Below are 25,605 nucleotides of genomic sequence, written 5' to 3'. Positions count from 1 at the left end.
ATAGTCAACGCCCACAATAATTAGCTAACTTTATACTTTAAAACCCATTCACCATCCTTATAGTCCCATAATTCTTTATTTCTAAATTTTTCAACTGTATTATCAAACTCATCTCTCGTGATCATATGAAAATTTAAAAAATCTTCAAGATCATTAAATGGCTTTTCATCTTGTAGTTCATTGACTATTTTTACAGCTTCAGCACGTGACAGTCTATCATTCCAAATGTCATAACAGGTCTGATCTGTTGCACGCCAGAAACCAAATTTCAGGTATTTAAACCAAATATTGATTTCGCAAAGCTTTTCGTCGATATTGTCGTAATCCAGATAGTTACCAGGTAAAGGCCCTGCTCTACGACCTGTAAAACCTCTCGGTAATACAAACTCATAGTTTTGACGCCCATACCATTTAACAAAGTGCCCCAGATAAATACTCTGAACTCCAGCTTCTTCAAGTTTCTTGTAATCAGGGTACTTATAAAAAAATACATCGCGTTCAGAAACGTCATCATCCAGCCAATCAAAAACTGTCTTCTCTTTAACCAGATCACTTTTATTTATCGCTAATGCCGAGGGTCTGCTTTCACTACGCTGCAACCCGCCAAACTCAAATGCGATATCTTCTCCCCAAACTACAAGCGGAACTTCATAAATTAAAGCAGTATTTACAACGCTAGAAAACATTGCACAATGTTCCGCCCAATTTGGCTCACCCTGACGTAAAAAACATTTTTGACGGATTTTTCTAAAGGTGCTTGGTTTGATTGTAATTTTCATATGATCAACGTTCAGATCTTTGATCATATTATTCAAATTATCTATACCTTCAGTAGTAGGTAAATGAGCTGCGAGCGTTACGCAAAGTACTTTTAAGCCGAAGTGTTCAGCTAATACTGCAGCCTGATACCAACTGTCTTTACCCCCACTGACAGCAACTATACAGTCATAAAATGGGTGGCTTGCTTTTTTTATATCTTCAACAATCAGCTCGAGATCTTTAAAACGTGCATCCCAGTCGATAGTCGCTTTAACCTCTTTGGTGCGACATGCGTTACAAAAACCGCGCTCGTCCAACCAAACTCCTGGTTTTGTATCTGGCATTACACAACTTGAACAAAACTTCATATTTTATCCCTCGACAGCCTTATAGTTTCGCTTATCCATATAAGTCCGCCCCAGTAAAATGTACTCATCAAATGAAGACTGGTCTTCAAGTAATTCAGTTAGCTTGTACTCTCTCGGATCAACTACTTCAAGCTCCTGTCCGGTTTGTAAATTAATATCATTTTCCAAAACACTCCCCTTGCAGAACCAGGTACCGTCTCCTCTCTTCTCCCAAGCTGTCGGATCCCTGAATGGGTTAATCGACGACATAAATTCATCTTCTGACAAACCAACCCAGTCAAGGAAGACCTGAAGAGCTTTTGGCTTCACTTCAATGTATTTCTTAATAAGTGCTAGACCTTCTGATTTAGTTATTCTTTTCAAGCGGATGTCACGAGCAACATGGTCAGAGACCTTCGCATAACCAAATTTCAAATATTTGATATAGTCATGCACACTAGCGTTATTGAAACAATGAATGGATTCATAAGTGTTATATGTGCGTTCCTGAGTATGGGTCTCATAACCAAAATTTTTAATCGCATGTTCTATCTGTCTCTGAGAATCCCAAAACACATAGTTACCAATATATAATCCACGAACTCTGGATTTTTCTAACTGAGCATCCGAAGGATAAGTAAATGCTTGTAAGTCTTTATGTGTCACTTTGTCAGAAACGCCAATTAAAGATTCAGCATCGACACAACGCATCGCATGTTCTTTCCTGACCTTTTTGGTCATTTCAACACGGTCATGGTGGCTAAACATACCCACTTGATCCAACCAACCATTTACCCCCCAGATAATTAATGGGATATCAAGCTTAGTTGCAACCTGGACCGGGAATGTCTGACTCCCTGCAAGGACGTGCCAGTACATGTCACCAAACTTTTGAAGAGTGATTTTAGTGATTTCTTTAATTGTTTCAGGACCAACAGTAGACATCATATGATCACAATCCAGCTTGGTAATCAAACGCGCCAGATTACGTACACCAACTTTGGTACTAAAGTGAGTATTATAGGTTACGAGCAGGGGGTTTAATCCGTACTTATTTTTGACTAGGTCTACGATGAAAAAATCATCACCCGTACCAACAACAGGTATTACGCAGTCATAAGAAGTCCCTGAACGTCCTTTATACTGAGACAATAAAGCGTCCAGTTCTTTTGCTTTGGCAACCCAATCAATTTCATATTTTTCTTCATGAACACGGCAACCACTACACACGCCTTGTTCGTCCAGAATCAAATTCAATGCATGGTTTTCTGGATACAAACATCTGTTACAAAATTTCATTTTTAAATACCTTAAAATGGCCGACCCAGTATATCTAATGAGAAATCTTCATATTTAACTTCTGAGCTTAAACGAACTTCCAATCCAGAACTACGCATTTGAGCCTTAGCAGCAATAGTACTGTGTTCCATATGCTGGAAAATGTTTGCTGCTGCGACAGCCTGGCAGCCACCTTTTAACACCGCATCAGCTAAATGCTCGAATCGTCCAACACCACCTAAAGCAATTACTGGAATATTCACTGACGAACTAACTTCTTTAAGTAATTCAACATCATACCCTAAACGAGAACCATCACGCTCAACCGAGTTTAATAGTATTTCCCCCGCCCCTGCTGCTTCAATCTCTTGCAGATGATGTTTCAGCTCAATACCACACATTCCTTTGCTTAGATAATCATATATCGCATAACCAGAGTCAGTTTTAACTACATCAACAGATACAGTAATACACTGATCACCAAAAATATTTGAAGCCTCGGTAATAAATGCAAGGTTATTGCGCACAACAGAATTAAGACATACTTTGTCGGCTCCAGCTTTCAGCAGACTTTGGATATGTTCTAATGTTTTGATACCACCACCAACTGTCAGAGGAACAAAACACTCTTTAGCAGCCCAAGCAACTAACTCAAAATTTGGAGCTCTGGATTCTTTTGTTGCGTCTATATCGATAATAACAATTTCATCAACATCCCAATTAACAAAAAATTCAATAGCTGTCTTCACATTGCCTATAGGCAAATATTTGTTGAAGTTAAAACTTTGAACCACCAAATCATTTTTTGTGATAATACAAGGAATCAATCTCGTCTTAAGCATTGTGTTGACCAACCATTGAACTTGCCCATTTGAAGAAACTACTTAATGCTAGTAAACCATTTTTCTGACTTTTCTCAGGATGGAACTGCATGCCTACAACGTTATCTTTTCTCACTGCAGCAGTCATCAAGCCGCCGTAATCAAACTTATGGTGTACTGGTCATCACACACTACGTGAAGGCTGTGTACAAAATAAAAATCTTTATCCGTATTGAGATAATCAAAAATAATATCCGCAGGCTGCAAAATTAAAGAGTTCCAACCAATATGAGGAACCCTTAAATTTCCCTCTGGATGCATATAAGTTACTTTACCGGGAATCCAACCTAGCCCCTTCGTAATTTCCTTTTCTTCAGAAACATCGAATAACAACTGCATACCGAGACAGATACCTATAGTAGGTTTCTTCAACTCTTTCACAGCTTTCTCAAGCACAGAGATCAATCCCTTTTCAGAGAGTTTTTTCATCGCGTCAGGAAAGGCTCCTACACCAGGTAAAATAATGATGTCAGATGACAAAATCACACTGCTATCGGCAGTAATCACGACATTAAAATCTCCGATATGAGTAATCGCATTTTCGATCGACTTCACATTTCCCATCTCGTAGTCGATGATCGCTACGTTCAATTTCTCAGCCATATGTACCCTACCATTACATCGAGAAGCCATCATCAACAACTATGTTTTGTCCATTGACAAAATCAGACATTGAAGACAATAGAAAAACAATTGACCCTAATACATCGGACACGTCCAGCATGCCTTTCCCTAAAGTCTCTTTTTTGTAGGCTTTAAGGAAATCTTCAGGCTGATGATCAAAGATACCGCCAGGACTTACTAGATTGACCCGGAATTTACTGTTAGCGACATATTTTGCTACATAACGCGACAGATGAATAAGACCAGATTTAATAGCTGCATATTCGACTGGCATAGTCATTTTAGTGTTATCGTAAATACCAAATTTCGGCGGAATAACGCCATAAACAGAAGATATATTGACCAGCGAAAACTCTGTCTGATATTTCTCAAAATATCTGGCACATTGCTGCATGAATAAAAATGAAGACCCAAGATTCAGAGAAATATTTTCGTTAAAATCAGCCTGAGCTACTTCAAAAAAGTGTTTACCGTAATTCTTGTTTCTTGGATAAGAACAATTAACAGCTCCTGTAATCCCCTCTGCCGAGTCAAAAAAATTAATTACAGCAGACTCTTCAGACAGATCAAATATAATTTTTTGCAAAGCTGGGCTATGGATATCCACTCCAGACTTGGATAGCTTATCGTTTAAATTGATTAGATCTCGATCGATTGCAATGACCTCTGCGCCCTGCTGTATCAACTTATGGACAAGTTGAGCACCCAATAAACCTGCAGCACCGGCAACTACTATTTTTTTTCCTTCAAGCATCATTTAATTTTCTCTTCACTATTGCTTCTGCCAGCATGAAATCATAAATATCATCAATGTCTACAGCCCTGTCTTTCGGAATGAGTACACTAGTCACTTTTCCATCAAACAACGCATTTTTTTCAAGAACAAATTCAGGTTTCGCGGCGTAAACTACTGTTGTGATATCAAAAACTTCAGGAGCATCTTGCCTTCTATACACACCAGTAGCAGGCCTGTTGACTAACGCCACATAGCCATCTTCGTTCTGTTTCACCATATTGAAATATGGACTACGATTTGCTGGTGTAACGGAAATACAGATATCGGATCCAGTATCTAAAAGTTGTTTTATGGCAGCACTAACATCGGTTTCATCACGAAGCGGGCTAGTGGCTGGTAAACTGACAAACACATCAAAATCACCATAACTAGCACGGACGTAGTCAATCGCATGACGCCAGGATAACCATTCTGGACTTGTGTCTGTAGCAAGCTCTGCTGGACGCGCAATAATTTCAGCACCAGCAGCCCGCGCAACAGTAGCTATCGCTGCATCGTCAGTGGAAACAAACACTTGCTCAATACCAACTGTAGCTAGTGCTGTTTCGATTGAATATTGGATAAGCGGTTTACCATCCAGAGGTTTGATGTTTTTTTGAGGCAGCCCTTTTGACCCCCCTCTGGCAAAGATGAATGCAATAGTTCTCACGCAATCCTTCTCCATTTATTGTATTGTTTTGCATCCTCAATCAGTTTGACCACCTTCGAAGCAGTCTCAACTGTTGCTAGATGCGATATGCCAGCATTTTTAACGTTTTCAAAAGCTTGCAACATATCTATATACATACCATTTTTATTGTATTCCGGCTCTGAATACAAAGTTTCAGTTCCTGTTGCATGAAATAATGTGACTGAGTTTGCGATGAGATCCCACACCAATCGACCTTTTTCACCAATAAATTCACAATTACGTTGTGTAGATTTTTGAATAAAATCAAGATGAACTGAAATGTAGGTACCTGATGTAGTTGTAAGAACCAGATCTGCGATTTCTTCAACATCTAAATCAAGCTCATCTGTTGTACGCAGCCAACTATGCTGTAATTCCAAATTGTCAAAAAACCAAAATAGGTAATCCAGCTCATGACTGAGTTCTAGCAAGGCTCCGCCACCAAGTTCTTTTTTGGCTGAAACAGAGTCTTTATAATTTTTATCTTTACGCCATCCAGGCAAAAACTGTCCAACATTAGATTCAATATTGTAAACATTGCCTAATGAACCTGAATCCAGATGTTTTTTTACGATTTGGGCTGAAGGTAAAAATCGCAAACAATAGCCAACCGAAACCATATTTGTATCTAGTCCTCGGATGCAGGAAAGTAATTCTTCACATGCATTTAAGCTATCCGATAAAGGCTTTTCAACAAGAACAGGTATACCTTTTTCTAGCAATATCTTAGCTGTAGTAACATGATAAGGTGCTGGCGATGCAATAATGGCATAAACTGGTTTTTCCGCCAGAAGTTGCTCCAAACTAATAACAGCATCTGCATGTGCAGGTAGTTCGTTGTTACGTCCGCTCGCAGAAACTGAATAAATTTTATCTTCTGGATGTAGGAGTTTTAGATTAGCAAGATGGCGCTTGGCGATACTCCCCATCCCAATAACAGCGTAACAACTCATCTCAGAACTCCAAATTCATAATGTCTGTTTGTGCTCTGTTGTAATCTTCAATTCTGCCAATATCAAGCCAATATTCATGTATTGGAAACATTAAAACATTTTGCTGTTGCGATATAGATTGCTCTAATAAAGTAGGCATATCGATACGAATATTTTGTCGTACAAAACTTCGAATTTTAGGACTCACAATATAGATGCCAGCATTAACAAAAAATCGTTGTACTGGTTTTTCTACCATGCTAATAATTTTATTACCTTCACCTTGTATCACACCAAATGGAACTTGATACTCATAATCTCTCACGCACATTGTTGCTGCAGCAGCATGCTTATTATGAAATTCAAGTACACGCTCAAAATCAACATTAGTTAAAACATCACCATTAATTAAAATCAGAGGCAGCTCAGGGGTATCACAGGGTAATAAGCCGAGCGCACCGCCCGTACCTAATGGTTCTTCTTCGTGCACATAATTAATTTTTACATTCCACTTCGAACCGTCACCAAAATAGTCACGAATCATTTCAGGAAGATAATGAGTAGAAATATAAAAATTTACAAAGCCAGCCTTAACAAAACTATTAATTAATATTTCTAAAATAGGCTTATCACCCACTTTCAACATAGGCTTAGGGCAATTATCCGTTAAAGGTCTTAACCGCGTCCCAAAGCCCCCTGCCATTATAAAAACTGGGTTTTGATATTTTGAGCATTGCCCCACTCTTTGCAATGTTTCTAAGCCAGCAACCTTATCTCCATCCATTAAAGGAATAGCGAGAAGCTGCTCTTTCTCCATAAATTTAACTAATTCTTTACGTGCAGTCCCCAGTTTTGCAGTTAATGGTTTAGTATTCATTACCATATAAACTGGACTGTTAATACTTAAATTTTTTAGAAGTCCACGCCTGACATCACCATCAGTAACAACTCCCAGCAAGCTGAATTGATCATCAACAACAAGAGCTATCCGCAATGATTCACTATCTATTAATTGTAAAGCATCACGTATAGGCTGGTCTGGCTTAATTAAAATATTCTTCCAGTCATAGCTCATTAACAAGTCCCTTACCGTAAAAATGATTTGGCCACATATAAAACTTGGTTGTTTGCGAGGTCTTTAACAACAGTTGCACCAGCACCAACCACAGTATGAGAACCAATTTTGATATTCTGGATCACTGCGGCCCCCGTGCCGATATGGACTCTTTCGCCTGTTACTACACCGCCGGATAACACCGCACCTGGTGCGATGTGGTTGTCATCACCTAGACGGCAGTCGTGATCCACGATGGCGCCACTATTGATGATGCTGTTTGCACCTATTTGGGTACCAGCTTGAATGATGGCCCCCGCCATGACTTGGGCACCCTCTTCCAGCACAGCGTAGTCAGAGACCATGGCCTGTGCGCTAACGACGCTTGCAAAGCGGTAACCAAGGGCGCGATAACGGGCAAACAGCGTGGCGCGCAGCGGATTGCCCGGCAGGGAGCCGATGCCATTGACCAACACCACCTTATCCGGATGGTAGGTCAGTATTTTCTCATCATGCCAGAAGGGAATATCAGCCAGCGCGGCGCGCAGTGTACCTGCAGCGGGCGCAACTAGGGCGATGGGAACCACTCCCTGGCTGCGCAGCATGTCGACCAGCACCGAGGCATGTCCGCCAGCCCCGAGGACGATGAGCGGTTTATTCATGGATAGGCTCACCTGCCTGATAGGCCTGCTTCGCAGGTTGTCCCAGAAGCTGCCAGTAAGCATAAGGGCTCATGCCGTCACCCGGACGTTTGATGGCGAGGTTGTCGGCACAGAGGATGGTGCCCTCCTCAATGTCGCAGGCAGCCACCAGACTCTTGCGTGCGATCTCCTTGTTCTTGATCTCGCTCGGGCGCGGTCCCTTGATACCATCTCCCAGTGCCAGCTCCACATCGCGGATCCCTTTCACCATGGCGGCCAGTTCATCGGGCTCAAGAGAGGCCTTGTGATCAGGTCCTTCCATGTTGCGATCAAGAGTGAAGTGCTTCTCGATGAGGCAGGCTCCCCGGGCTACAGCCGCTACAGGGATGGTGATGCCTTGGCTGTGATCCGAATAACCGACCGGCAACCGGAAGGCGTGCGACAGGGTATCCATGGCTTTGAGGTTGATATCCACCATGGGCGCTGGATACTCGGTCGTGCAATGCAGCAGGGTCACCTTGTTGGCAAGAGCGGCCTGACCAGCCTCGCTGGCATAGGCAGCCATGAAGGCGGCCTCACCGGGCTGCGCATCCTGCGGCGCGGTCAATCCGAAGGCTATCACCCCCAGGGCCGCCTCCACTTCTGCCAACGTGGCCATACCGGTCGAGACGATCAACTCGCAGCCGGTGCGAGCATGGGCCAGTACGAAAGGCGCATTGGTCAGTTCCCCGGACGGGACCTTGAGGGTCTGCAACTTCAACCGGTTCACCAGAAAGTCCAGGCTCTCGGTATCGAAGGCGGTAGACAAAAACGCGATACCGAGAGACTCGCAATGGGCGATCAGACGAAGATGGGCATCGAACGAAAGCTCAAGGCGGGAGAGCATCGCAAGCTGACTCTCTTCCTTGCCGGTGTTGGTGGTTTGATAAGCGGCCTGCTTGGCTTGGCGGGTCACCAGATTGGCCGCCTTGAAGGTCTGAAACTTGACGACATCGACGCCTGCCCGGTGGGCAGCATCGATCAGTGCCACGGCGAGTGCTTCGTCGCCATTATGGTTGACGCCGGCTTCGGCGATGATGCGGATCATGGCGACGGACTCCTGTCGAGATCATGGAACTGTTTGATGGTGGGGATGGCAAAATGCTTCAGGCGTGCCACGATTTGGCCGCTGGCGTCCCCTGCACCATAAGGATTGACATAAGCATCCGGGCCCATAGGCTGCAAGGCCTTGGCAATGCATTGCGTAATGGCCTCAGCCTTCGCGTCGCAATGAAGCACACTCTTTGCTGCCAGGCGCCCTTGTTGGCGTTGGCCGATATTGATGGTCGGAACACCCAGAGAAGGCACTTCGATGATGCCGCTCGACGAGTTGCCGATCACGACGGCACTGTGTTTCACCGCGCTCAGGTAACGCCTATAACCCAAAGACGGAATGGCCAGCACGCGTGCAGGATTGGCTGCCGCATACTGCTCAAGCAGTGGAATGATGGTTCGACCACCGTCATCTGCATTCGGGTACGTCAGGATGACCTGGTGGTCTGGATAGTTATCCAACGCCGCCAGCAAGGCACTGAAACTCTCCCTGGCCGGCTCATCGGCCAGAGTCACGGGGTGATAGGTCACCACGAAGAACGGTGAGCCCAACGTAAACCCAAGAGAGGATTGCAGCTCGTCCATGGACAGCAGCGGTGTCTTGATGATGTGGTCCAGACCGACGGCACCTACGTTGAACACCCGCTCAGGTGCCTCCCCCAACTGAATGACACGCTGTCGATAGGGCTCGGCAGCCGTGAAATGCAGGTAGCTCAACTTGGTAATGGCATGGCGGATGGCGTCATCATAGGCCCCTTCGGTTATCTCACCACCATGAAGGTGAGCAACAGGTATGCGTTGCAACATAGCCGTTTGGGCGGCAGCTAAGGCTTCAAAGCGATCTCCGAGGATCACCAACACATCGGGCTGCAGCCGCGCCAATGCGTCTGCCAGACCGAGCAAAGCCACGCCCATGCTTTTGACCACACCAACCGAGGTGTCGGAAGAGAGCAGCATCTCGATGCGCTCATCGATCTTGAAGCCATCTTGCTCTATCTGCTGATAAGTCAGGCCAAACTCGGGAGACAAGTGCGTACCTGAAACAATAAGTCTGAGATCCAGCTCGGGATCGGCCGCAATGTCTTTCATCAACCAATAGAGCAGCCCGTATTCGGCGCGAGTACCGGTAAAGACGGCAATGGTGTTGGCCATATTCAGACCTCGACAGGCGAGCTGGGCAGGTTGATCAGATGGGCTTCCAACCATTCGGCATTGTTAAGCTCCCCACGCAAGGCATGAGAGAACATGGGCAGGCGATGCATCAGTTTCCATACAGGCCGGGTCATGACACCAGCCTTGTTCAGCTCGGTCAGCAACGTATCCCGCTGGGTTTGATCTTCACAGACAATCGCATTGAGCCAGTAGTTGGAGCGTCCATAAGAAGGCTCAGTCACAAACTGACATGCCTGTCCCTTGAAGAACTCGGCATAGTGCATGGCAAGCGCCCGCTTTTGCGCTAGGAATTGCGGCAGGGCTTCCATCTGGGCACATCCGAGGGCCGCATTTAGATTGGGCATCCGGTAGTTAAAACCGGGTTCATCATGATAGAACTCGAACGGATGGGGCACCTTGGCGGTGGTGGTGATGTGCTTGGTGCGCGCCCCCTGTTCGGCATTCTGGCAAAGCACCATGCCACCACCACCCGTGGTGATGATCTTGTTGCCATTGAAGCTCAGGGCGGAAAACGCGCTCAGCGTCCCCGTGTGTTTGCCTTTGTAGTAGGAACCAAGGCTCTCGGCAGCATCTTCCACCAAGGCGATGCCCCAGGCCTCGCACACGGCCTGAATCTCATCGAGTTCAACCGGATGACCAAAGGTGTGCATGGGTACGACTGCTTTGAGGCGGCGTCCACTTGCCTTGTGGATGGCACCTGTCTCAGTGTGAGAAGCATGCTCTTCCAGCCAGTGGGCTAAGGCAATGGGGCACAGACCCAGGCTCTGTCGTGATACATCGACGAACACGGGGTCTGCACCCATGTGATACAAGGCATTGCAGGTCGCCACAAAGGTCAGGGGCTGGGTGATCACCAGATCGCCTGCCTGCACACCAGCCATGTAGAGCGCGATGTGCAGCGCCGCCGTGCCATTCATGGTGGCAACGGCACGGGCTGAACCGGTAAAGTTGGCTATTTGCTGCTCGAACTGCTCAACATAGGCACCGACGCTGGAAACGAAGGTGCTTTCCAGCGTGTCCATAACATATTGACGTTCGTTGCCGGCAAAGGTCGGGGCGTGAAGAGGAATGAAATCATCGGTTTTGTAGGTATCACGAATAAAACGAATTAATTGAGTATGCATACCGATCCCTTACATCTTGCCATCGAGATATTTGCCTGTCTCTTTATGACCAAAATCCGGGATCATGGCGAAGAACAGCTCGACGATCTCTTTCTTATCCCAGGCGCGTTTTATTTTCATGGCCGCGATGCTCTGCTCGAAATGGTTGAGCAGAGCATTCTGATATGAGGGTTCATTCTTGATGATGCCCAAGTTCTCGAACCGGGCCATATCCAGCACTTCCTTGTCCGTGAAGAACTCTTCGAAGTCTTTTTCACCCGTGGTGTCGCTCTCGGTAAAGAGGCAGGGCCACATCCCCTGCTCAGGCAGGCTCGCCATCAGGGCTCTGGCTTCATCCTCATCCTTGCACAGATATGGCTTGTAACCATGCTGCTCCAGATACTTCACGGCGATTTCGGCGAAGGTAATCAGGTGCAGGGATTCGCTGAGCTTGGGGAAGAAGATATCCCTGTTCTCACCGAAGATGCAGGACATCAGGCACAGCTCACCGGACTCTTGGGGGGTCACGAAGTAGCGTTTGATGTCGTTGGGGGCGACGATGGGCTGACGCTTTTGCAAACGCTGGTTGAAGCCATGCAACAAGGAGCCATCGGAGAAGGCCACGTTGGCAAAGCGCGCGGTTGAAATGGCAATCTGTTCGCTACGGCGCATCAGGAACATCTCCATGATGCGCTTGGACGCCCCCATCATGTTGACCGGATTGGCTGCTTTGTCAGTCGAGACACAGAAATACTTTTTAACCCCTATGTCGATGGAATGCTGGATGGTTTTATCCGTGTTGAACACATTGACGTCAATCATACGCATCAACGTGAAGGGGTCTTTTTCGCTGCGTACATGCTTGAGCGCAGAAAGGTTGAGCACGTAATCATAGGCGCCGTCAGCTTTGATAAAGGCGTCATATTCAATGGAGCCGATATCCAAGGCGAACGTCTGGAAATCACCATCGATATACCCGAACGAGCTGCGGATATCGCGCACCAGCTCGACCATGTTGTTCTCGCTGATATCGACCACATGCAATTTACGTGGATTTCTCTTGAAGATCTCTTTGGTTACCGCCTGGCCAATAGAACCGGCGCCACCAAGAACAAGAAAACTGGACTGGCTGACGATATCAGACAGCTGTTGCTCATTTTTGCCGATGTCATCAACGAACAGGTCTTTATTTCGACCAATGAGACTCAAAATATTACTCTTCATATAAAAGATACCAATCTCAAGTTCAGTCCAAGCAGGACGTGCAATAAATCAATGATGAATTCAATCAATGTCGCGCATTTGCGAGAGATGCCAGGTAATCGTCTTGGACAATCCTGACTCAAAACTCTCCTGCGGCAGCCATTTCAATTCAGTGGCTATTTTGCCGGCATCAATGGCGTTACGACGGTCATGGCCGGGCCTGTCGGCCACATGGGTGATTTGATCCTGATAGCTTTTCACCTTTTCCCCGGGCTTTTCTCCCTCAAGAGGACATGGGGACAAGGGGACCAGTTCGTCGAGCAATCTCCCACTCGCCCTTTGGTCAGCACCAGCACCAGCACCAGCAACAGCAACAGTGCTCTGACATTATCCTCCACATAGAGCCAGTCGCAGCTCCGACCTCCCTAATCATAAAGAGGGATTGACTTGCCCACCAAGGCATGGGCGATCATTTTTAGAATCAGTTTTTCCGCATTTTGCCAAGGCCCGTAATTGTTCGAGCAGTTGCTCAACAATACGGGCCCCCGTCGCATGTTTGGCGCCAAACGGACATCGCATGGTCGCTGGAGGCTTTGGAGGCAGAAAAGGGATGCTGGAGGCGTAAGGGGGTAGTTTCGGTAAAGAGCGGGAGTTTTTCCCCCTCACCTCACTCCTCTCCCACCGAGGGAGAGGGAATAAGGAACTCACATGGATGGGGCAGATCGCCATACACCTCGTCGGTGGAGATATGATCGAAGCGGAAGGCCGCCTTGCGTACCTCGTCCAGACCGTTCCAATAATCGCGAGCCGCTTCCAGCAAAATACAAAATATAGGTGCCAACGATATTGGTCTCGATTAAGTGGGCCGACCCTGTAATAGAGCGGTCAACATGGCTCTCGGCGGCCAGATGCATCACGGCATCCGGCTGGTGCAGGGCAAACACCCTATCCAGTTCGGCGCGATTGCAGATATCCACCTGCTCAAACACATAACGCTCGCTTGACGATACATCGGCCAGGGATTCCAGATTGCCGGCATAGGTGAGTTTATCGAGATTGATAACGGCATCCTGAGTATCACGGATGATATGGCGCACTACGGCAGAACCAATAAAGCCTGCGCCACCGGTAACGAGAATTTTCATAGATATGCGTTCTCTTGCGAGGAGTGAATACGGAATTGGGTATCGGGGTATGGAACAGAAAACAGCTGTATTAGCACTAAAAATCAATAAATAACGTGTATTGCCAAGACTGCACCACAACAGCCGTTGTGCATATAGGTTGAACAAAACTCAGGATAACACCATGGCTACCGCCCTTGGGTTACAGCCCCCAATTTGCTGCTTTTAACCGAATTTTGTTTGCTGTTGGTCATCTTGTCCTCCAGCATTTTTATGTTTTGATGGTCGATAACAGTGTTACCCGCTCGCATTTTATAGCCAAAAGAGGGATACCAAACCAAACGACACATAGTCTACCAGCCCGATAAGGGGCAGATTCTATCTCGTTTTCTGTAAACCTGCACACCAAAAAGTGCCTTCATCAAGGGTTTTGAATCAAGATTCGATGGAGAACCGAAAGCACTTGATGAACTCATCCGAATCACCTTTCAAAATCGAACAGATCACAGCCAAGTTACCGTTTTTCAGGTGAAAAAAATGGGGCAACCGCTCACGTTGCCCCATTTTATAGTCAGCTTTAACTGACTCATTTATCAAATTGTGATCTATCGCTCAGAACAGATGGACACGCTTTTGCTCAGTCACCTTTTGACTCAACTGCTGCAGCCATGCGCGCCTCTTTACTCTTGTGGCTAGTGAAGTAACGCATCACCAATACGAAGAAGAGGGGTACGAAGAAGATGGCCAGTACGGTAGCGCTGATCATCCCCCCCATCACGCCGGTACCGATGGCGTTACGGCTGCTGGCACCGGCGCCGGAGCTGATCACCAGCGGCAGCACCCCGAGGATAAAGGCGAGCGAGGTCATCAGGATTGGACGCAGACGCAGACGCGCCGCCTCCACCACCGCCTCGCCCAGTCCCATCCCTTTGTCATAGAGCTCTTTGGCAAATTCCACGATCAAAATCGCGTTCTTCGCCGACAAGCCGATGGTCGTGAGCAGGCCGACCTGGAAGTAGACGTCGTTCTCCAGCCCGCGCAGGGTAGCAGCCACAATGGCCCCCAGTATCCCGAGCGGCACCACCAACATCACCGAGAACGGAATGCTCCAGCTCTCGTAGAGGGCAGCCAGACAGAGGAACACCACCAGCAGCGAGATCGCGTAGAGCGCAGGTGCCTGTGAACCGGCCTGACGCTCCTGGAAGGAGAGCCCGGTCCACTCGATGCCCACCCCTTCCGGTAGCTGTTTCACCATCTGCTCGATGGCGGCCATCGCATCACCGGTACTCTTGCCGGGCGCCGCCTCACCGACGATCTCCATCGCCGGCACACCGTTGTAACGCTCCAGACGCGGCGAGCCGAAGCTCCACTCGGTGCTGGCAAAGGCGGAGAAGGGCACCATCTGACCGGCACTGTTGCGCACATACCAGAGCTTGAGATCTTCCGGGTTCATCCGGAAGGGGGCATCCGCCTGCATGTAGACCTTCTTGATCCGGCCACGGTCAACGAAGTCATTAACGTAGGACGAGCCCCAGGCGGTAGCCAGGGTGTTGTTGATATCGGCGATGGATAGCCCCTGCGCCAGTGCCTTCTCGTAGTCGATCTTGATATCGAGCTGCGGCGTATCTTCCATCCCGTTCGGACGCACCCGCACCAAAGTGGGATCCTGCGACGCCATGCCGAGCAGCTGGTTACGCGCCGCCATCAGCTTGTCGTGACCGATACCGCCGCGATCCTGCAGGAAGAAGTCAAAACCGGTCGCCGTACCCAGCTCCGGGATCGGAGGCAGGTTAAAGGCGAACACTTGCGCCTCCTTGATGCTGAACAGATAGCCCATGGCGCGGCCGATGATGGCATTGGCGCTGCGATCCGGGCTCTTGCGCTCGCTCCAGTCCTTGAGCTTGATAAAGGCCATACCCGCGTTCTGGCCACTACCGGCGAAGCTGAAGCCGGATACGGTCAGTACGGAGTCAACGTTATCCTTCTCGTTTTTCAGGAAGTAGTCGCGCATGTCTGCCAGCACCACCTCGGTGCGCTGCTTAGTGGCCCCCACCGGCAGTTGCACCATGGACATGATGACCCCCTGATCCTCTTCCGGCAGGAAGGAGGTGGGCATCCGCATAAAGAGCACAGCCAACACCGCCAGCATGGCGCCGTAGATCAGGCTGTAGCGCACGCCCTGCTTGATCACCTTGCGCACGCCACTCTGATAGCGATTGGTACCGGCATCAAAGGCGCGGTTGAACCAACCAAAGAAGCCGCGCTTGGCCCCAAACTCGCCATGTTTCATCGGCTTGAGCAGGGTGGCACAAAGGGCCGGTGTCAGGATCAACGCCACCAGCACCGACAGCACCATGGCCGAGACGATGGTCAGCGAGAACTGGCGATAGATGGCGCCAGTCGAGCCGCCGAAAAAGGCCATCGGCACGAACACGGCAGAGAGCACCAGGGCGATCCCCACCAACGCGCCGGTGATCTGGGTCATCGACTTGCGGGTCGCTTGCAGCGGGGAGAGATCCTCCTCGCTCATCAGCCGCTCCACGTTCTCTACCACCACGATGGCGTCATCCACCAGCAGGCCGATGGCCAGCACCATGCCGAACATGGTGAGGGTATTGATGGAGAAGCCGAACGCCGCCATCACCCCGAAGGTACCGAGCAGCACCACAGGCACCGCAATGGTCGGGATCAGGGTGGCGCGGAAGTTCTGCAGGAACAGATACATGACGCAGAACACCAGGAAGATCGCCTCGATCAGGGTCTGCACCACCTCCTCGATGGAGATCTTCACAAACGGCGTGGTGTCGTAGGGGTAGACGATCTCCATGTTGGCCGGGAAGTAATCCGACAGCTCATTGAGCTTGGCACGCACCTTCTCGGCGGTATCCAGCGCGTTGGCGCCGGTCGCCAGCTTGATGGCGACCGCGGCGGTAGACTGACCGTTGTAGAGCGCATCGGCGTCATAGCTTTCGCCCGCCAGCTCAACCCGGGCCACATCTTTCAGCCGTACCTTGGAGCCATCCTGATTCACCCGCAGCAGGATGTCGTTGAACTGCTCCACGGTAGAGAGCCGGGTTTGCCCCATGATGGTGGCGGTGAACTGCTGATCTTCCACCGACGGAGTACCGCCCAGCTTGCCGAACGCCACCTGGGCGTTCTGCGCCTTGATGGCCGCCTGCACATCACCCGGTGTCATCTGCACCCGGTTGAGTTTGTTGGGATCGAGCCAGACCCGCATGGAGTACTGGCTGCCGAACAAGGTGATGTCCCCTACCCCGTCCAGACGACTCAGAGGCTCCTTGATGTTGGAGACCACATAGTCCGCCAGGTCGTCGTTGTTCATGCTGCCATCGCTGGAGATGAAGGCCGCGACCATCAGGAAGCTACTGGAGGTCTTCTGTACCCGGATCCCCTGCTGCTGCACCTCTTGCGGCAGCAGCGACATCGCTTGTTGCAGCTTGTTCTGCACCTGTACCTGGGCGATATCGGGGTCGGTTCCCGGCTGGAAGGTGAGGGTCACCGACACCCGCCCCGCGGAGTCAGACTGTGAAGACATGTAGAGCAGGTGATCCAGCCCGGTCATGTTCTGTTCGATGATCTGGGTCACCGAGTCTTCCACCGTTTTGGCGGATGCGCCCGGATAGCTGGCGGAAATACCGACAGCGGGCGGCGCAATGCTCGGATACTGGGCGACCGGCAATTTGATGATGGCCAGACTGCCCGCCAGCATGATCACCAGCGCGATCACCCAGGCAAAAATGGGTCTATCTATAAAAAATCGAGCCATGAGGCGATTACTCCATCCTACTTGTTGGCCGGGGTGTTGGACGCAGCTTGAGCAGACGGTGCATCAGCACCCTGCTCGGCGGGATTGACCACGGCGCCCGGTCGTACTTTCTGCAAGCCAGCCACGATCACCCGCTCGCCGGAGGTGAGCCCTGACTCCACCACCCAGTTGCTGCCGACGACCCGGCTCAGCTGCACGTTGCGCAGCACCACCTTGTTGTCAGCGGTCACCACCATCACGGTTGCGCCGCCGTTGGGGGTGCGAGTCACGGCAGTTTGCGGCACCAGCAGCCCTTGCGCCCGCTCACCCTCTTGCAGGGTCGCGCGCATAAACATGCCGGGCAGCAGCAGCTGATGAGGGTTGGGCACAATCACTCGCAGGGTCACCATGCCGGAGGTCTCATCCACGGTCACATCGGAGAACTGCAGCGAGCCCTCTTCGCCATAAGTGGAGCCATCTTCCAGCTGGAAGGTCACCTTGGCCCCTTTCTGCTCGTCCTGGGTCAGCTTGCCCTCGGCGACCAGTCGCTTGAGGCGCAGCAGATCAGCGGTGGACTGACGCACATCCACATACATGGGATCGAGCTGCTGAATGGCGGTCAGGCTGTCAGCCTGCTGGGCAGTCACCAGCGCTCCCTCGGTCACCGCGGATTTACCGATGCGGCCACTGATGGGGGCAGTGATGCGGGTGTAGCCGAGATTGATCTCGGCAGTGCGCAGGGCCGCCTTGCTCGCCATGATCTCCGCCTTGGCCTGCTTCCAGCTGGCGTCGGCGTCGTCATAGTCCTGACGGCTGATGGATTTGACCTTGAGCAGCTCCTGATAGCGCTGCGCCTTGAGGCGGGCACTCTGCTCGTTAGCCTCGGCCTTGGCCAGATTGGCCTTGGCGCTGGCAACCGCCGCCTGATAGACAGCCGGATCGATCTGATAGAGCAGATCGCCCGCCTTCACATCGCTCCCCTCGGTAAAGAGGCGCTTGAGGATGATGCCGCTCACCTGCGGACGCACTTCGGCCACCCGCAACGGGGCACTGCGACCGGTCAACTCGGTGGTCAGCATCAGCGGACCGCTCTGCAGGGTCACCACGTTGACCGCCGCAGGGGGCATGCCGCCCTGTCCCTGGGGTGCGCCCCCCTTGTCACCACAACCTGCCAGCAAGCCTGTAGCCAGCAAGGCAAGACCAACTGAACGAGCAAGAATATGTTTATGCATGAAACACCTGAGCCTTTGCCAGTCAATGAACAATCAGGGCCACACGGGCCCTGTTGGTAAATAGTCGAAAGATGAGGCAATATACATACATTCATAAATGTATGTAAGTGACTTTTTGCTTGCATGAGGCACAAATTTCGATGGCCAGACGAACCAAAGAAGAGGCGCAGCAAACCCGCTGCCACATCATGAGCACGGCGCTGGATCTGTTCTGCTCTCAGGGCCTGGCCAAGACCAGCCTGACCGACATCGCCAGGGCGGCAGACCTGACCCGCGGGGCCATCTATTGGCACTTCAAGAACAAGGATGAACTCTTCATTTCGCTCTGGCAGGAGCTCTGCAGCCCCCTCGCCCATCAGCTCGACGCCTGCCTCAACCCAGATGAGCCGGATCCGCTGGGGCAACTGCGCCTCTTCTTCGAAGGGGTGCTCCACAGCTTCATTCACAATCCGGCCCAGCGGCAGATGTTCACCATACTGTTCAATCTCGAATCGCTGGAGGGGGAAGCCATCTCACTGCGCGAACATATCCGCAGCCAGTCCGCCAACTTCTTTCGGGACCTGGAGACCACCCTGGCCAATGCGGTACGACGGGGCCAGCTGCCCGCCAACCTCAACCTGCAGCGCGCCGCCACCCTGCTCCACTGCACTCTGGATGGCTACATCATCAACTGGCTCCACTTTCCGGGCCGGATCGACCTGCAGAGTGAATCAGCCTTCCTGATAGAGAGCATGTTCACCATGCTGGCCCAGCCCCACGGGCCTGCCTGCGGCCGCTAACCGGCTCCGGCAACTCCCATCCATCCAAAACGGGGCCTGACCGCGCGCTTTGGCAGTCAGGCCCCGATTTGTTACCCTGTGCGCCCCCTGCTTGAGGTAACCCCTGTGCCACACTCTGACGCTATCCCCGCTTCCCGGCCCTTGAACGACCAGCACGCCCGCGCTCGGGCTGCCTTTGTGGCACGTCTCAAACCCGGTGCTCACCTGCTCAATGGTCAGTGCGGTACGGGGGAGGATCTGTGCTGGCTGCGTGCAGAAGGGTATGTGGTCACCGCCTGTGACGCTGTGCTGGCTGACGCCAAAGTTGCCTCGCAGCAATCCGGGCAAGCAGTGCGGATCTGCCCGCTGGCGAAGATGCACTCGGTGCTCCCTTACGATGGCATCTGGCTGAGCCGCCCGCTTGATAGCGACGCGGCCACCCTTGTCCCCCAGTTGCAACAGCTGGCGACCCTGCTTAAAGCGGGTGCTCCGCTCTGCTTCCCCCTACAGCCAAGCGGCAAGATAAGTCACGATGAGCTACAGCAACTGGTCACCACATCCGGGATAGCGCTGCAACTGGCGCCGATGGAAACCGCCTCGACCAACACGCCATCATGCACAAGTCAACACGCCAGCCAGTACGTCATGTTGCTGCGTGGCGATCATCAGGCCACCTAACGGGCTAATTCATCACGAATTTTCCAGTTCAACGCCAAGCCGACAGCTAGTCGGCGATCTTGACCTTCGACAATATTTAACTCGGCGTTAACGCAGAAAAGGCAGACATAACACGGCTTACGTGTTAAAAAGTGTGATTAATATCAAATTTTAATAACAAAACAGACAATACAACCAACTCCGGATTTCCTTATGAAACTTGTCCTGAAACTCATTGCTGGCATCCTTGCCGGTCTCTTGCTCGGTCTCTACGCCCCTGAGTGGGTGGCGCGCGTGCTGTTTACGGCCAAGACAGTGATAGGTCAGCTGATCACCTTCACCATTCCGCTCATCATTCTGTTCTTTATCATGAGCGGCATCGCCAGCCTGCCGAAAAACTCCGGCAAGCTGCTGGGCAAAACCGTGGCCCTCTCATATTGCTCCACCATTCTGGCGGGGCTGTTCGCCTTTACCGTGGCGAGCCACCTGATCCCGCAGTTCACCACCGCCGCCGAGCCCACCACGGCCACGGCTATCAAACTCGCCTCCTACGTCAATCTGGAGATCCCGCCGCTGTTTGGCGTGATGTCGGCACTGGCCGCCGCCTTCGTGTTCGGCATCGGGATCAGCGCCACCCAGGCCACCGATCTGCGCCGGGTCGCCGATCAGGGTCGTGACATCATCGACCGCCTGCTGGCCAAGGTGATCATCCCGCTGCTGCCGTTCTATATCGCCGGCGTCTTTGTCGAAATGACGGTAGAAGGCACCGTATTCGCTACCCTGAAAACCTTCGGCGTAGTGCTGGTGATGGCCATCCTGATGCACTGGATCTGGCTCTCCGTACTGTTCGTGGGTACCGGTCTGGCCCTTGGCCGCTCACCGGCACAGCTCATCAAGAACATGCTGCCCGCCTACTTCACTGCGCTGGGGACCATGTCGAGCGCCGCCACCATTCCGGTAGCTCTGCAATCGAGCAAGAACAACGGCGTGAGCGACGGTATCGCCAACTTCACCGTGCCGCTGTGTGCCACCATTCACCTCTGTGGCTCCACCATTACCCTGGTCACCTGTGCCACCGCGGTGATGTTCCTCTCCGAGCATCTGGCAATTCCGGGCATCGAGACCATGCTCCCCTTCATCATGATGCTGGGGGTGATCATGATCGCCGCTCCAGGCGCGCCGGGTGGTGGCGTGATGTCGGCGCTGGGCCTGCTCACCTCCATGCTCGGTTTCGGTGAAGCCTCCATCGCCCTGATGATCGCCCTCTATCTGGCGCAAGACAGCTTCGGCACCGCCTGCAACGTCACCGGTGACGGCGTGATTGCCCTGTGGGCGGATCGCTTCGCCAATGGCAGCGAGAGCGCCGCTCCAGTGGCCGAGGCCGAACAGGCGTAAGCTCGTCGGGAAGGCAACCGCCATCCTCTGCAAAACCGCAGGCCCGAACCATGTTCGGGCCTGCATCGTTTCTGCCACCTTCACAGCTTTTGTGCGTATTCCTCTCCCCTCTCTTTACCCCTATCTACCGTAAACAGCACTGACGCTACCCTCTGCATCAGACAAAATTATTGGCATATGCTACATATGAGCGTATAAATGGCTTATGCCAATTAGGAGCCACCATGCCAAGACCCAAGATTACCCGCCAGATCTGTGGCCACCCCGCCAACAGCTGCTTCAAACCCAACGGCCGCCCCATGCATCAGCTGGAACAGGTCACGCTGGCCCCTGACGAGTTCGAGGCACTGCGCCTCGTCGACCTTCAAGGAATGCAGCAGCAGGAGGCCGCCCTGGTGATGGGGGTCTCCCGCCAGACCTTGGCCAATATCCTGAAAAAAGGGCGCTACAAGGTGGTGGAGTGTCTGAGTCTGGGCAAGGCATTGATGATGCAACCCGCCGAGCCCGACCACCCAACCAGTGGAGAAGAGCCGACATGAATGCTGTCACAACCATGACCACCAACCCCAGCAACAGCGCCCTGATGCTGAGTCAGGGGTTGCTGGCTGGCCACTTTACCCGTGCCGAGCAGTTGCAAATTCTTAACCCCGAAGGGAACGTTATCGCCACCCTGGCTAACCCGGCCGCCGCCGAAGGTTGCCACGGCAAGCAAGCGCTGCTCGACGCCCTCGCCCATTATCAGGTGGGTCAGGTGGTGGTGCGCAATATCGGCGAGCGAATGCTGGGGCGCCTGCTGGCGGCCAATATCCGGGTGCTGCAGTGTCGCTCTGCCCGCCTGCCGCTGCCCGCGCTGCTGGCCCCCACCAATTTGCAACCTCTTACCGAGGCCAGTCAGGGGCGTCCATCTCGCCGTCATCAGAGCAAGGCGACTATCCGTGCCATCCAGCCCGTCGGCACAGGCCACAGCCATGCGAATTGTCACGGTGGTTGCAACAGTGGCTCCGATCACTGTTGCGCCAGTAGTGGCAATCAGGCAGAGAGCTCACGACAAGGCCATACTTGTTGCCACGGCAGTGAAGGCGCCAACCAGCAGGGCGGTTGCTGCCATCATCACTGATGCCATCGCCGTGCATGTCATCACCATCAAGGAGAAGAGATCATGTCCATCTGGTTGTTGAGCCTGCTCGCCTCGTTCGTGCTGATCCTGGCCATGGGCACCATCATCTGGTGGCGCCAATATCAGCTTGCCCAGAAACGGGAAGATAAAGAGGTGCGCCCCTGTGGCTGCTCCAGCGCCTGCGCGGATCACCTCTATCAAATCAGCGAGCCGACGCCCAAAAAGTAACCTGACCACACACGCCATAGCCGCAGAGATAAGGTCGGAAAAATAAAGGCGCGTGGAATCGAGAGGCACATAAAAGAGAGGGGGCACCTGCTGGTGCCCCCTCTCTTGTTACGCTTTTCATTCATGCTTGTTCCGCCACTTTGCCCTTACGCTCATCACACGCGCTCAACCCGGCTCGGCGCCGCTGCGCGCCACACTCGGAGTGCAGGCCGGATCCTGATACTGCTGATAGATGGCATAAAACTCGGCCTTGTTGTGCAGGGCTGCGGCGACACAGGCGGGATCAAACTGGCTGCCGGCATGCTCTTCCAGATAGGCAAATGCCGTCTCGAACGGCCATGCCTTCTTGTAGGGGCGCTCGCTGGTAAGGGCATCAAACACATCGGCCACCGTCACGATGCGCGCCGCCAGCGGGATCGCCTCCCCCGCCAGCCCCAGCGGATAGCCGGTGCCGTCAAAGCGCTCGTGATGGCTGGCGATGATATTGGTCAGCATGTCGGTGTGGTGAATGCCATCGAGACCAAACTCGTTGATCATCAGGCTGATCATCTCCCGCCCCTTGCCGGGGTGGATCTTCATGATCTCGAACTCTTCCGGCGTCAGCTTGCCCGGCTTGAGCAAAATGGCATCCGGCACCGCGATCTTGCCGATGTCGTGCAGCTCGGAGAAGAGGTAGATAAACTCCACCTCCTCATCGCTCAGCCCGCAAGTCGGGGCCAGCGTCTTGGCGATCAGCCGGGAGTAGGCCGACATCCGGTGCAGATGGTTGGCGGTCTCCTCATCCCGATAGCGGCTAAACTCCCGCGCCGTGGTCAGCGCGCCGCCAAGGGTCTGGATGGAGAAAAACTCCACCGCAATGATGGCCGAGATCGCCTGGGCATAGGCCGACAGCTCGCTGCGGATCGGCTCCTCGAAGTATCCCGGTTCCATGGCATCACAAAACAGAAAGCCAAACAGCTTGCTGTTGAACAGCAGCGGCTCGGTATAGCTGGAGGCATAACCCGCCTCCAGTACCTTGCGGCTGTGCTCCGACGCAGAGCCACGCAGGGCATCCAGATTGCCGAGCACCCGGGGCTGCTTGTGCTCCGCCAGATAACTCAGGGAGGGAACATCGCTCAGCTTCACCTCGTACTGCACCAGCGGCGAGGGCCCCTCGGTGCTGTGGGCAAAGGTCTTGAGCTGATCGGTATGGGGATCGTAAATCGCGATGGCCACCCGACTCAGCTTATCAAAGCGCTGCCTGAGCGTGGCATGTACGCTCTGCATTTTTTCGCCAAATGAACTTTCCATCGCCTTCTCCAACGGGACCCCGTGATGGAAGTATAGTGACTCCCTTTGACGCTCTCCCCGCCACAGCGTCAAAATTGACAGAAAAATCAACAAAGCAGCTTCCCCACAACAAGCCTGCATGGCAGAGGCAATAGCCCTACCAAGGGCGCGTCATCAGCGACTGCTGGTGCAGCCCAATCTTGCCTGGTCGGAGATATTGTTCGGTTCTGCCATGCTGGCTGTATAGTTTTTGGTTAACCATTCCGGTAAAATCCGCGCCCTTAAAGAAGAGCCACCTAAGAGTGATTGAGCGATGTCCAACACAAAACAGGCCCCCAAAGTAGGATTCGTCTCCTTGGGTTGCCCCAAAGCAACAAGACCAATCCATGGCTAATACTGTCAGTAAGGCTTGTGCTGGCGGGCTCCCATCACTGTACCGGTGCCGGAGTTGCAAGCTGTAGTACTGACATGTTGCTCAACACAGGATCATATATCCCGTTACCTAGGAGGTGTTCGTCCGTTCAACCATCAGGATACGCCCGAACTCGCTCAGGCTGTGCTCGACCTCCTCAGCCGCATCGAGCATGGGATCCTGACTGAACGCCTAGGCTAGGATGTTATGTTGGGTTTACCGATATTAAAGAGGTGCTTAATGACGTCCGTCTCTATGGAGACTCATAAGGCGATAAAAACGCTAATTGGCGCCGGTTATAATCCAAAGAAGCTGAGGCTACGTTGGCATTACTTTACGAGGATGAGCGACAAATAAGTCCACCAATACAGCAAACCGCGAGAAAGACCCGAATGCCCTCCATCATGTCAGAGACTTGTTCACTTTCTTAGCTCCTGAGGTATCGGCCATTGCTGCTTAAAATCCATAAATTCGGCAACAAACGAAACCATAATGCTCTTAACAAATTCATCATATACGGATTGATTGATAGTGACATGTACGAATGACTCCACTCTCAAAGAATCTCCTACTGCGGCTAGGAAATCCGCATCTTGAAAGGTTAGTGTCACTGTGCCACTTTTTTGATTCTGGCTCAGAACGATCTGCTGATTGGACATTTTCCACCTCGAAATGATGCTTATATGCAGTGTCATTATATGCGTGTACTCACAGCCGTGTACAGCACACCGTATAACGTAGACCATAGATCCTCTAGTGAGGAGATAAAATGGATTCTGACGAGTTTGAGCTGGCGATGCTCGCAACTGCATTCGGTAAAAATGTACGAGAGCTGCGGTCTGCACGAGGTATGCAACAGGAAAAACTAGCACTAATTGCTGGTATAGACCGTGGTCATATGGGAAAAATCGAACGTGGGGAAACTAGGGTAACCCTGGAAAAAGTTTATCAGATCGCCAAGGCCCTAGGGGTCTCGCCTGCATCATTGCTGCCATAACCATAGCTGTTGCTCTAACCAAATGGCCTGCCAATAAACTCGAACATGCCAAACACCTAACCTTATAACTGCATACAAACCACCCAAGTCTGGTCTG

At 51.6% G+C, this 25,605-nt stretch carries 24 protein-coding genes and 1 pseudogene; 7 read left to right on the top strand and 18 right to left on the bottom strand.

The genetic code is table 11. From position 1 onward, the window contains the following. Positions 1-20: 20 nt before the first annotated feature. The 16 genes and pseudogenes from ACTG2B_RS06750 to ACTG2B_RS06675 all read right to left on the bottom strand — a co-directional run bounded on the left by ACTG2B_RS06750 (position 21) and on the right by ACTG2B_RS06675 (position 18,675). Entirely contained in the window at positions 21-1,127 is a 1,107-nt protein-coding gene (locus ACTG2B_RS06750; protein WP_103252168.1) for an N-acetyl sugar amidotransferase, read from the bottom strand. A gap of 3 nt (positions 1,128-1,130) precedes the next feature. Beyond that, positions 1,131-2,405, bottom strand: coding sequence for an N-acetyl sugar amidotransferase (locus ACTG2B_RS06745; RefSeq protein WP_323927971.1), 1,275 nt, complete (start codon positions 2,403-2,405; stop codon positions 1,131-1,133). A gap of 11 nt (positions 2,406-2,416) precedes the next feature. After that, a complete protein-coding gene (locus tag ACTG2B_RS06740; RefSeq protein ID WP_323927972.1) occupies positions 2,417-3,238 on the bottom strand; it encodes a HisA/HisF-related TIM barrel protein in 822 nt (273 codons plus the stop codon). 114 nt (positions 3,239-3,352) lie between these two features. Next, positions 3,353-3,868 (bottom strand): imidazole glycerol phosphate synthase subunit HisH, encoded by a 516-nt coding sequence (hisH, locus tag ACTG2B_RS06735; RefSeq protein ID WP_439995408.1) that lies wholly within the window; start codon positions 3,866-3,868, stop codon positions 3,353-3,355. A gap of 13 nt (positions 3,869-3,881) precedes the next feature. Further along, positions 3,882-4,646 (bottom strand): oxidoreductase, encoded by a 765-nt coding sequence (locus ACTG2B_RS06730; protein ID WP_181884309.1) that lies wholly within the window; start codon positions 4,644-4,646, stop codon positions 3,882-3,884. Further along, complete coding sequence (locus tag ACTG2B_RS06725) at positions 4,636-5,334, bottom strand: acylneuraminate cytidylyltransferase family protein (protein WP_103252186.1); 699 nt, start codon at positions 5,332-5,334, stop codon at positions 4,636-4,638. Before ACTG2B_RS06725 ends, ACTG2B_RS06730 begins: the two co-directional genes overlap by 11 nt. Then, positions 5,331-6,308: a Gfo/Idh/MocA family protein gene (locus ACTG2B_RS06720; RefSeq protein ID WP_103252172.1), complete on the bottom strand. Its 978-nt coding sequence runs from the start codon at positions 6,306-6,308 to the stop codon at positions 5,331-5,333. Before ACTG2B_RS06720 ends, ACTG2B_RS06725 begins: the two co-directional genes overlap by 4 nt. A gap of 1 nt (position 6,309) precedes the next feature. Next, a complete protein-coding gene (locus ACTG2B_RS06715; protein WP_115520836.1) occupies positions 6,310-7,362 on the bottom strand; it encodes a nucleotidyltransferase family protein in 1,053 nt (350 codons plus the stop codon). A gap of 11 nt (positions 7,363-7,373) precedes the next feature. Continuing rightward, entirely contained in the window at positions 7,374-8,003 is a 630-nt protein-coding gene (locus ACTG2B_RS06710; RefSeq protein ID WP_115520835.1) for an acetyltransferase, read from the bottom strand. Beyond that, complete coding sequence (gene neuB / locus ACTG2B_RS06705) at positions 7,996-9,069, bottom strand: N-acetylneuraminate synthase (protein ID WP_103252175.1); 1,074 nt, start codon at positions 9,067-9,069, stop codon at positions 7,996-7,998. Before neuB ends, ACTG2B_RS06710 begins: the two co-directional genes overlap by 8 nt. Further along, on the bottom strand, positions 9,066-10,226 hold the full coding sequence (neuC, locus tag ACTG2B_RS06700) for a UDP-N-acetylglucosamine 2-epimerase (RefSeq protein ID WP_005350280.1): 1,161 nt from the start codon (positions 10,224-10,226) through the stop codon (positions 9,066-9,068). Before neuC ends, neuB begins: the two co-directional genes overlap by 4 nt. A gap of 2 nt (positions 10,227-10,228) precedes the next feature. Continuing rightward, a complete protein-coding gene (locus ACTG2B_RS06695; RefSeq protein WP_103252177.1) occupies positions 10,229-11,371 on the bottom strand; it encodes a LegC family aminotransferase in 1,143 nt (380 codons plus the stop codon). 9 nt (positions 11,372-11,380) lie between these two features. Beyond that, positions 11,381-12,559: a UDP-N-acetylglucosamine 4,6-dehydratase gene (locus ACTG2B_RS06690; RefSeq protein ID WP_439995407.1), complete on the bottom strand. Its 1,179-nt coding sequence runs from the start codon at positions 12,557-12,559 to the stop codon at positions 11,381-11,383. 87 nt (positions 12,560-12,646) lie between these two features. Next, positions 12,647-13,698, bottom strand: a pseudogene (locus ACTG2B_RS06685) (GDP-mannose 4,6-dehydratase); the annotation flags it as partial. Positions 13,699-14,314: 616 nt separating this feature from the next. Continuing rightward, positions 14,315-17,464, bottom strand: coding sequence for an efflux RND transporter permease subunit (locus ACTG2B_RS06680; protein WP_439995406.1), 3,150 nt, complete (start codon positions 17,462-17,464; stop codon positions 14,315-14,317). Positions 17,465-17,481: 17 nt separating this feature from the next. Further along, a complete protein-coding gene (locus ACTG2B_RS06675) occupies positions 17,482-18,675 on the bottom strand; it encodes an efflux RND transporter periplasmic adaptor subunit (protein ID WP_058059855.1) in 1,194 nt (397 codons plus the stop codon). Positions 18,676-18,815: 140 nt separating this feature from the next. On the opposite strand from ACTG2B_RS06675, the gene ACTG2B_RS06670 reads away from it, so the two are divergent. The 6 genes from ACTG2B_RS06670 (at position 18,816) to ACTG2B_RS06645 (ending at position 22,830) form a co-directional block, all read left to right on the top strand. Next, a complete protein-coding gene (locus tag ACTG2B_RS06670; RefSeq protein ID WP_204476519.1) occupies positions 18,816-19,454 on the top strand; it encodes a TetR family transcriptional regulator in 639 nt (212 codons plus the stop codon). 177 nt (positions 19,455-19,631) lie between these two features. Next, the gene (locus ACTG2B_RS06665; protein ID WP_439995405.1) at positions 19,632-20,111 is read left to right on the top strand and encodes a hypothetical protein; all 480 of its coding nucleotides are present in this window, start codon (positions 19,632-19,634) and stop codon (positions 20,109-20,111) included. Positions 20,112-20,303: 192 nt separating this feature from the next. Then, the gene (locus ACTG2B_RS06660; RefSeq protein ID WP_005359180.1) at positions 20,304-21,485 is read left to right on the top strand and encodes a dicarboxylate/amino acid:cation symporter; all 1,182 of its coding nucleotides are present in this window, start codon (positions 20,304-20,306) and stop codon (positions 21,483-21,485) included. Between the two features lie 224 nt (positions 21,486-21,709). Then, positions 21,710-22,024, top strand: coding sequence for a DUF134 domain-containing protein (locus ACTG2B_RS06655; protein WP_429049166.1), 315 nt, complete (start codon positions 21,710-21,712; stop codon positions 22,022-22,024). After that, the gene (locus ACTG2B_RS06650) at positions 22,021-22,602 is read left to right on the top strand and encodes a NifB/NifX family molybdenum-iron cluster-binding protein (protein WP_439995404.1); all 582 of its coding nucleotides are present in this window, start codon (positions 22,021-22,023) and stop codon (positions 22,600-22,602) included. Before ACTG2B_RS06655 ends, ACTG2B_RS06650 begins: the two co-directional genes overlap by 4 nt. A gap of 42 nt (positions 22,603-22,644) precedes the next feature. After that, on the top strand, positions 22,645-22,830 hold the full coding sequence (locus ACTG2B_RS06645; protein WP_005338109.1) for a hypothetical protein: 186 nt from the start codon (positions 22,645-22,647) through the stop codon (positions 22,828-22,830). Positions 22,831-22,995: 165 nt separating this feature from the next. Here ACTG2B_RS06645 and ACTG2B_RS06640 read toward each other — a convergent pair whose 3' ends face one another. Next, positions 22,996-24,120, bottom strand: coding sequence for an HD-GYP domain-containing protein (locus ACTG2B_RS06640; protein ID WP_439995403.1), 1,125 nt, complete (start codon positions 24,118-24,120; stop codon positions 22,996-22,998). Between the two features lie 810 nt (positions 24,121-24,930). Continuing rightward, entirely contained in the window at positions 24,931-25,170 is a 240-nt protein-coding gene (locus ACTG2B_RS06635; RefSeq protein WP_042024897.1) for a hypothetical protein, read from the bottom strand. Between the two features lie 110 nt (positions 25,171-25,280). Between ACTG2B_RS06635 and ACTG2B_RS06630 the strand changes: the two genes are divergently transcribed. Then, positions 25,281-25,508 carry a helix-turn-helix domain-containing protein gene (locus ACTG2B_RS06630; protein WP_080768707.1) on the top strand — a complete coding sequence of 76 codons (228 nt, stop codon included), beginning with the start codon at positions 25,281-25,283 and terminating at the stop codon, positions 25,506-25,508. Positions 25,509-25,605: the final 97 nt, after the last annotated feature.

Origin of the sequence: Aeromonas sp. 30P (assembly GCF_051919805.1) — a bacterium.
In the GTDB taxonomy this organism is placed as follows: Bacteria; Pseudomonadota; Gammaproteobacteria; order Enterobacterales; family Aeromonadaceae; genus Aeromonas; species Aeromonas veronii.
The sequence above is the reverse complement of the archived record's forward strand: the minus strand, read 5'-3'. Positions and strand labels throughout refer to the sequence as shown.

Excerpts from the sequence above, each read along its gene's own strand:
- ACTG2B_RS06645 (WP_005338109.1), top strand. The coding sequence starts at position 22,645 with ATGTCCATCTGGTTGTTGAGCCTGCTCGCCTCGTTCGTGCTGATCCTG.
- ACTG2B_RS06660 (WP_005359180.1), top strand. The coding sequence starts at position 20,304 with ATGAAACTTGTCCTGAAACTCATTGCTGGCATCCTTGCCGGTCTCTTG.
- ACTG2B_RS06675 (WP_058059855.1), bottom strand. The coding sequence starts at position 18,675 with ATGCATAAACATATTCTTGCTCGTTCAGTTGGTCTTGCCTTGCTGGCT.
- ACTG2B_RS06750 (WP_103252168.1), bottom strand. The coding sequence starts at position 1,127 with ATGAAGTTTTGTTCAAGTTGTGTAATGCCAGATACAAAACCAGGAGTT.
- hisH (WP_439995408.1), bottom strand. The coding sequence starts at position 3,868 with ATGGCTGAGAAATTGAACGTAGCGATCATCGACTACGAGATGGGAAAT.
- ACTG2B_RS06650 (WP_439995404.1), top strand. The coding sequence starts at position 22,021 with ATGAATGCTGTCACAACCATGACCACCAACCCCAGCAACAGCGCCCTG.
- ACTG2B_RS06655 (WP_429049166.1), top strand. The coding sequence starts at position 21,710 with ATGCCAAGACCCAAGATTACCCGCCAGATCTGTGGCCACCCCGCCAAC.
- ACTG2B_RS06670 (WP_204476519.1), top strand. The coding sequence starts at position 18,816 with ATGGCCAGACGAACCAAAGAAGAGGCGCAGCAAACCCGCTGCCACATC.
- ACTG2B_RS06680 (WP_439995406.1), bottom strand. The coding sequence starts at position 17,464 with ATGGCTCGATTTTTTATAGATAGACCCATTTTTGCCTGGGTGATCGCG.
- ACTG2B_RS06720 (WP_103252172.1), bottom strand. The coding sequence starts at position 6,308 with ATGAGTTGTTACGCTGTTATTGGGATGGGGAGTATCGCCAAGCGCCAT.
- ACTG2B_RS06710 (WP_115520835.1), bottom strand. The coding sequence starts at position 8,003 with ATGAATAAACCGCTCATCGTCCTCGGGGCTGGCGGACATGCCTCGGTG.
- neuC (WP_005350280.1), bottom strand. The coding sequence starts at position 10,226 with ATGGCCAACACCATTGCCGTCTTTACCGGTACTCGCGCCGAATACGGG.
- ACTG2B_RS06635 (WP_042024897.1), bottom strand. The coding sequence starts at position 25,170 with ATGTCCAATCAGCAGATCGTTCTGAGCCAGAATCAAAAAAGTGGCACA.
- ACTG2B_RS06715 (WP_115520836.1), bottom strand. The coding sequence starts at position 7,362 with ATGAGCTATGACTGGAAGAATATTTTAATTAAGCCAGACCAGCCTATA.
- ACTG2B_RS06640 (WP_439995403.1), bottom strand. The coding sequence starts at position 24,120 with ATGGAAAGTTCATTTGGCGAAAAAATGCAGAGCGTACATGCCACGCTC.
- ACTG2B_RS06695 (WP_103252177.1), bottom strand. The coding sequence starts at position 11,371 with ATGCATACTCAATTAATTCGTTTTATTCGTGATACCTACAAAACCGAT.
- ACTG2B_RS06630 (WP_080768707.1), top strand. The coding sequence starts at position 25,281 with ATGGATTCTGACGAGTTTGAGCTGGCGATGCTCGCAACTGCATTCGGT.
- neuB (WP_103252175.1), bottom strand. The coding sequence starts at position 9,069 with ATGATCCGCATCATCGCCGAAGCCGGCGTCAACCATAATGGCGACGAA.
- ACTG2B_RS06730 (WP_181884309.1), bottom strand. The coding sequence starts at position 4,646 with ATGATGCTTGAAGGAAAAAAAATAGTAGTTGCCGGTGCTGCAGGTTTA.
- ACTG2B_RS06745 (WP_323927971.1), bottom strand. The coding sequence starts at position 2,405 with ATGAAATTTTGTAACAGATGTTTGTATCCAGAAAACCATGCATTGAAT.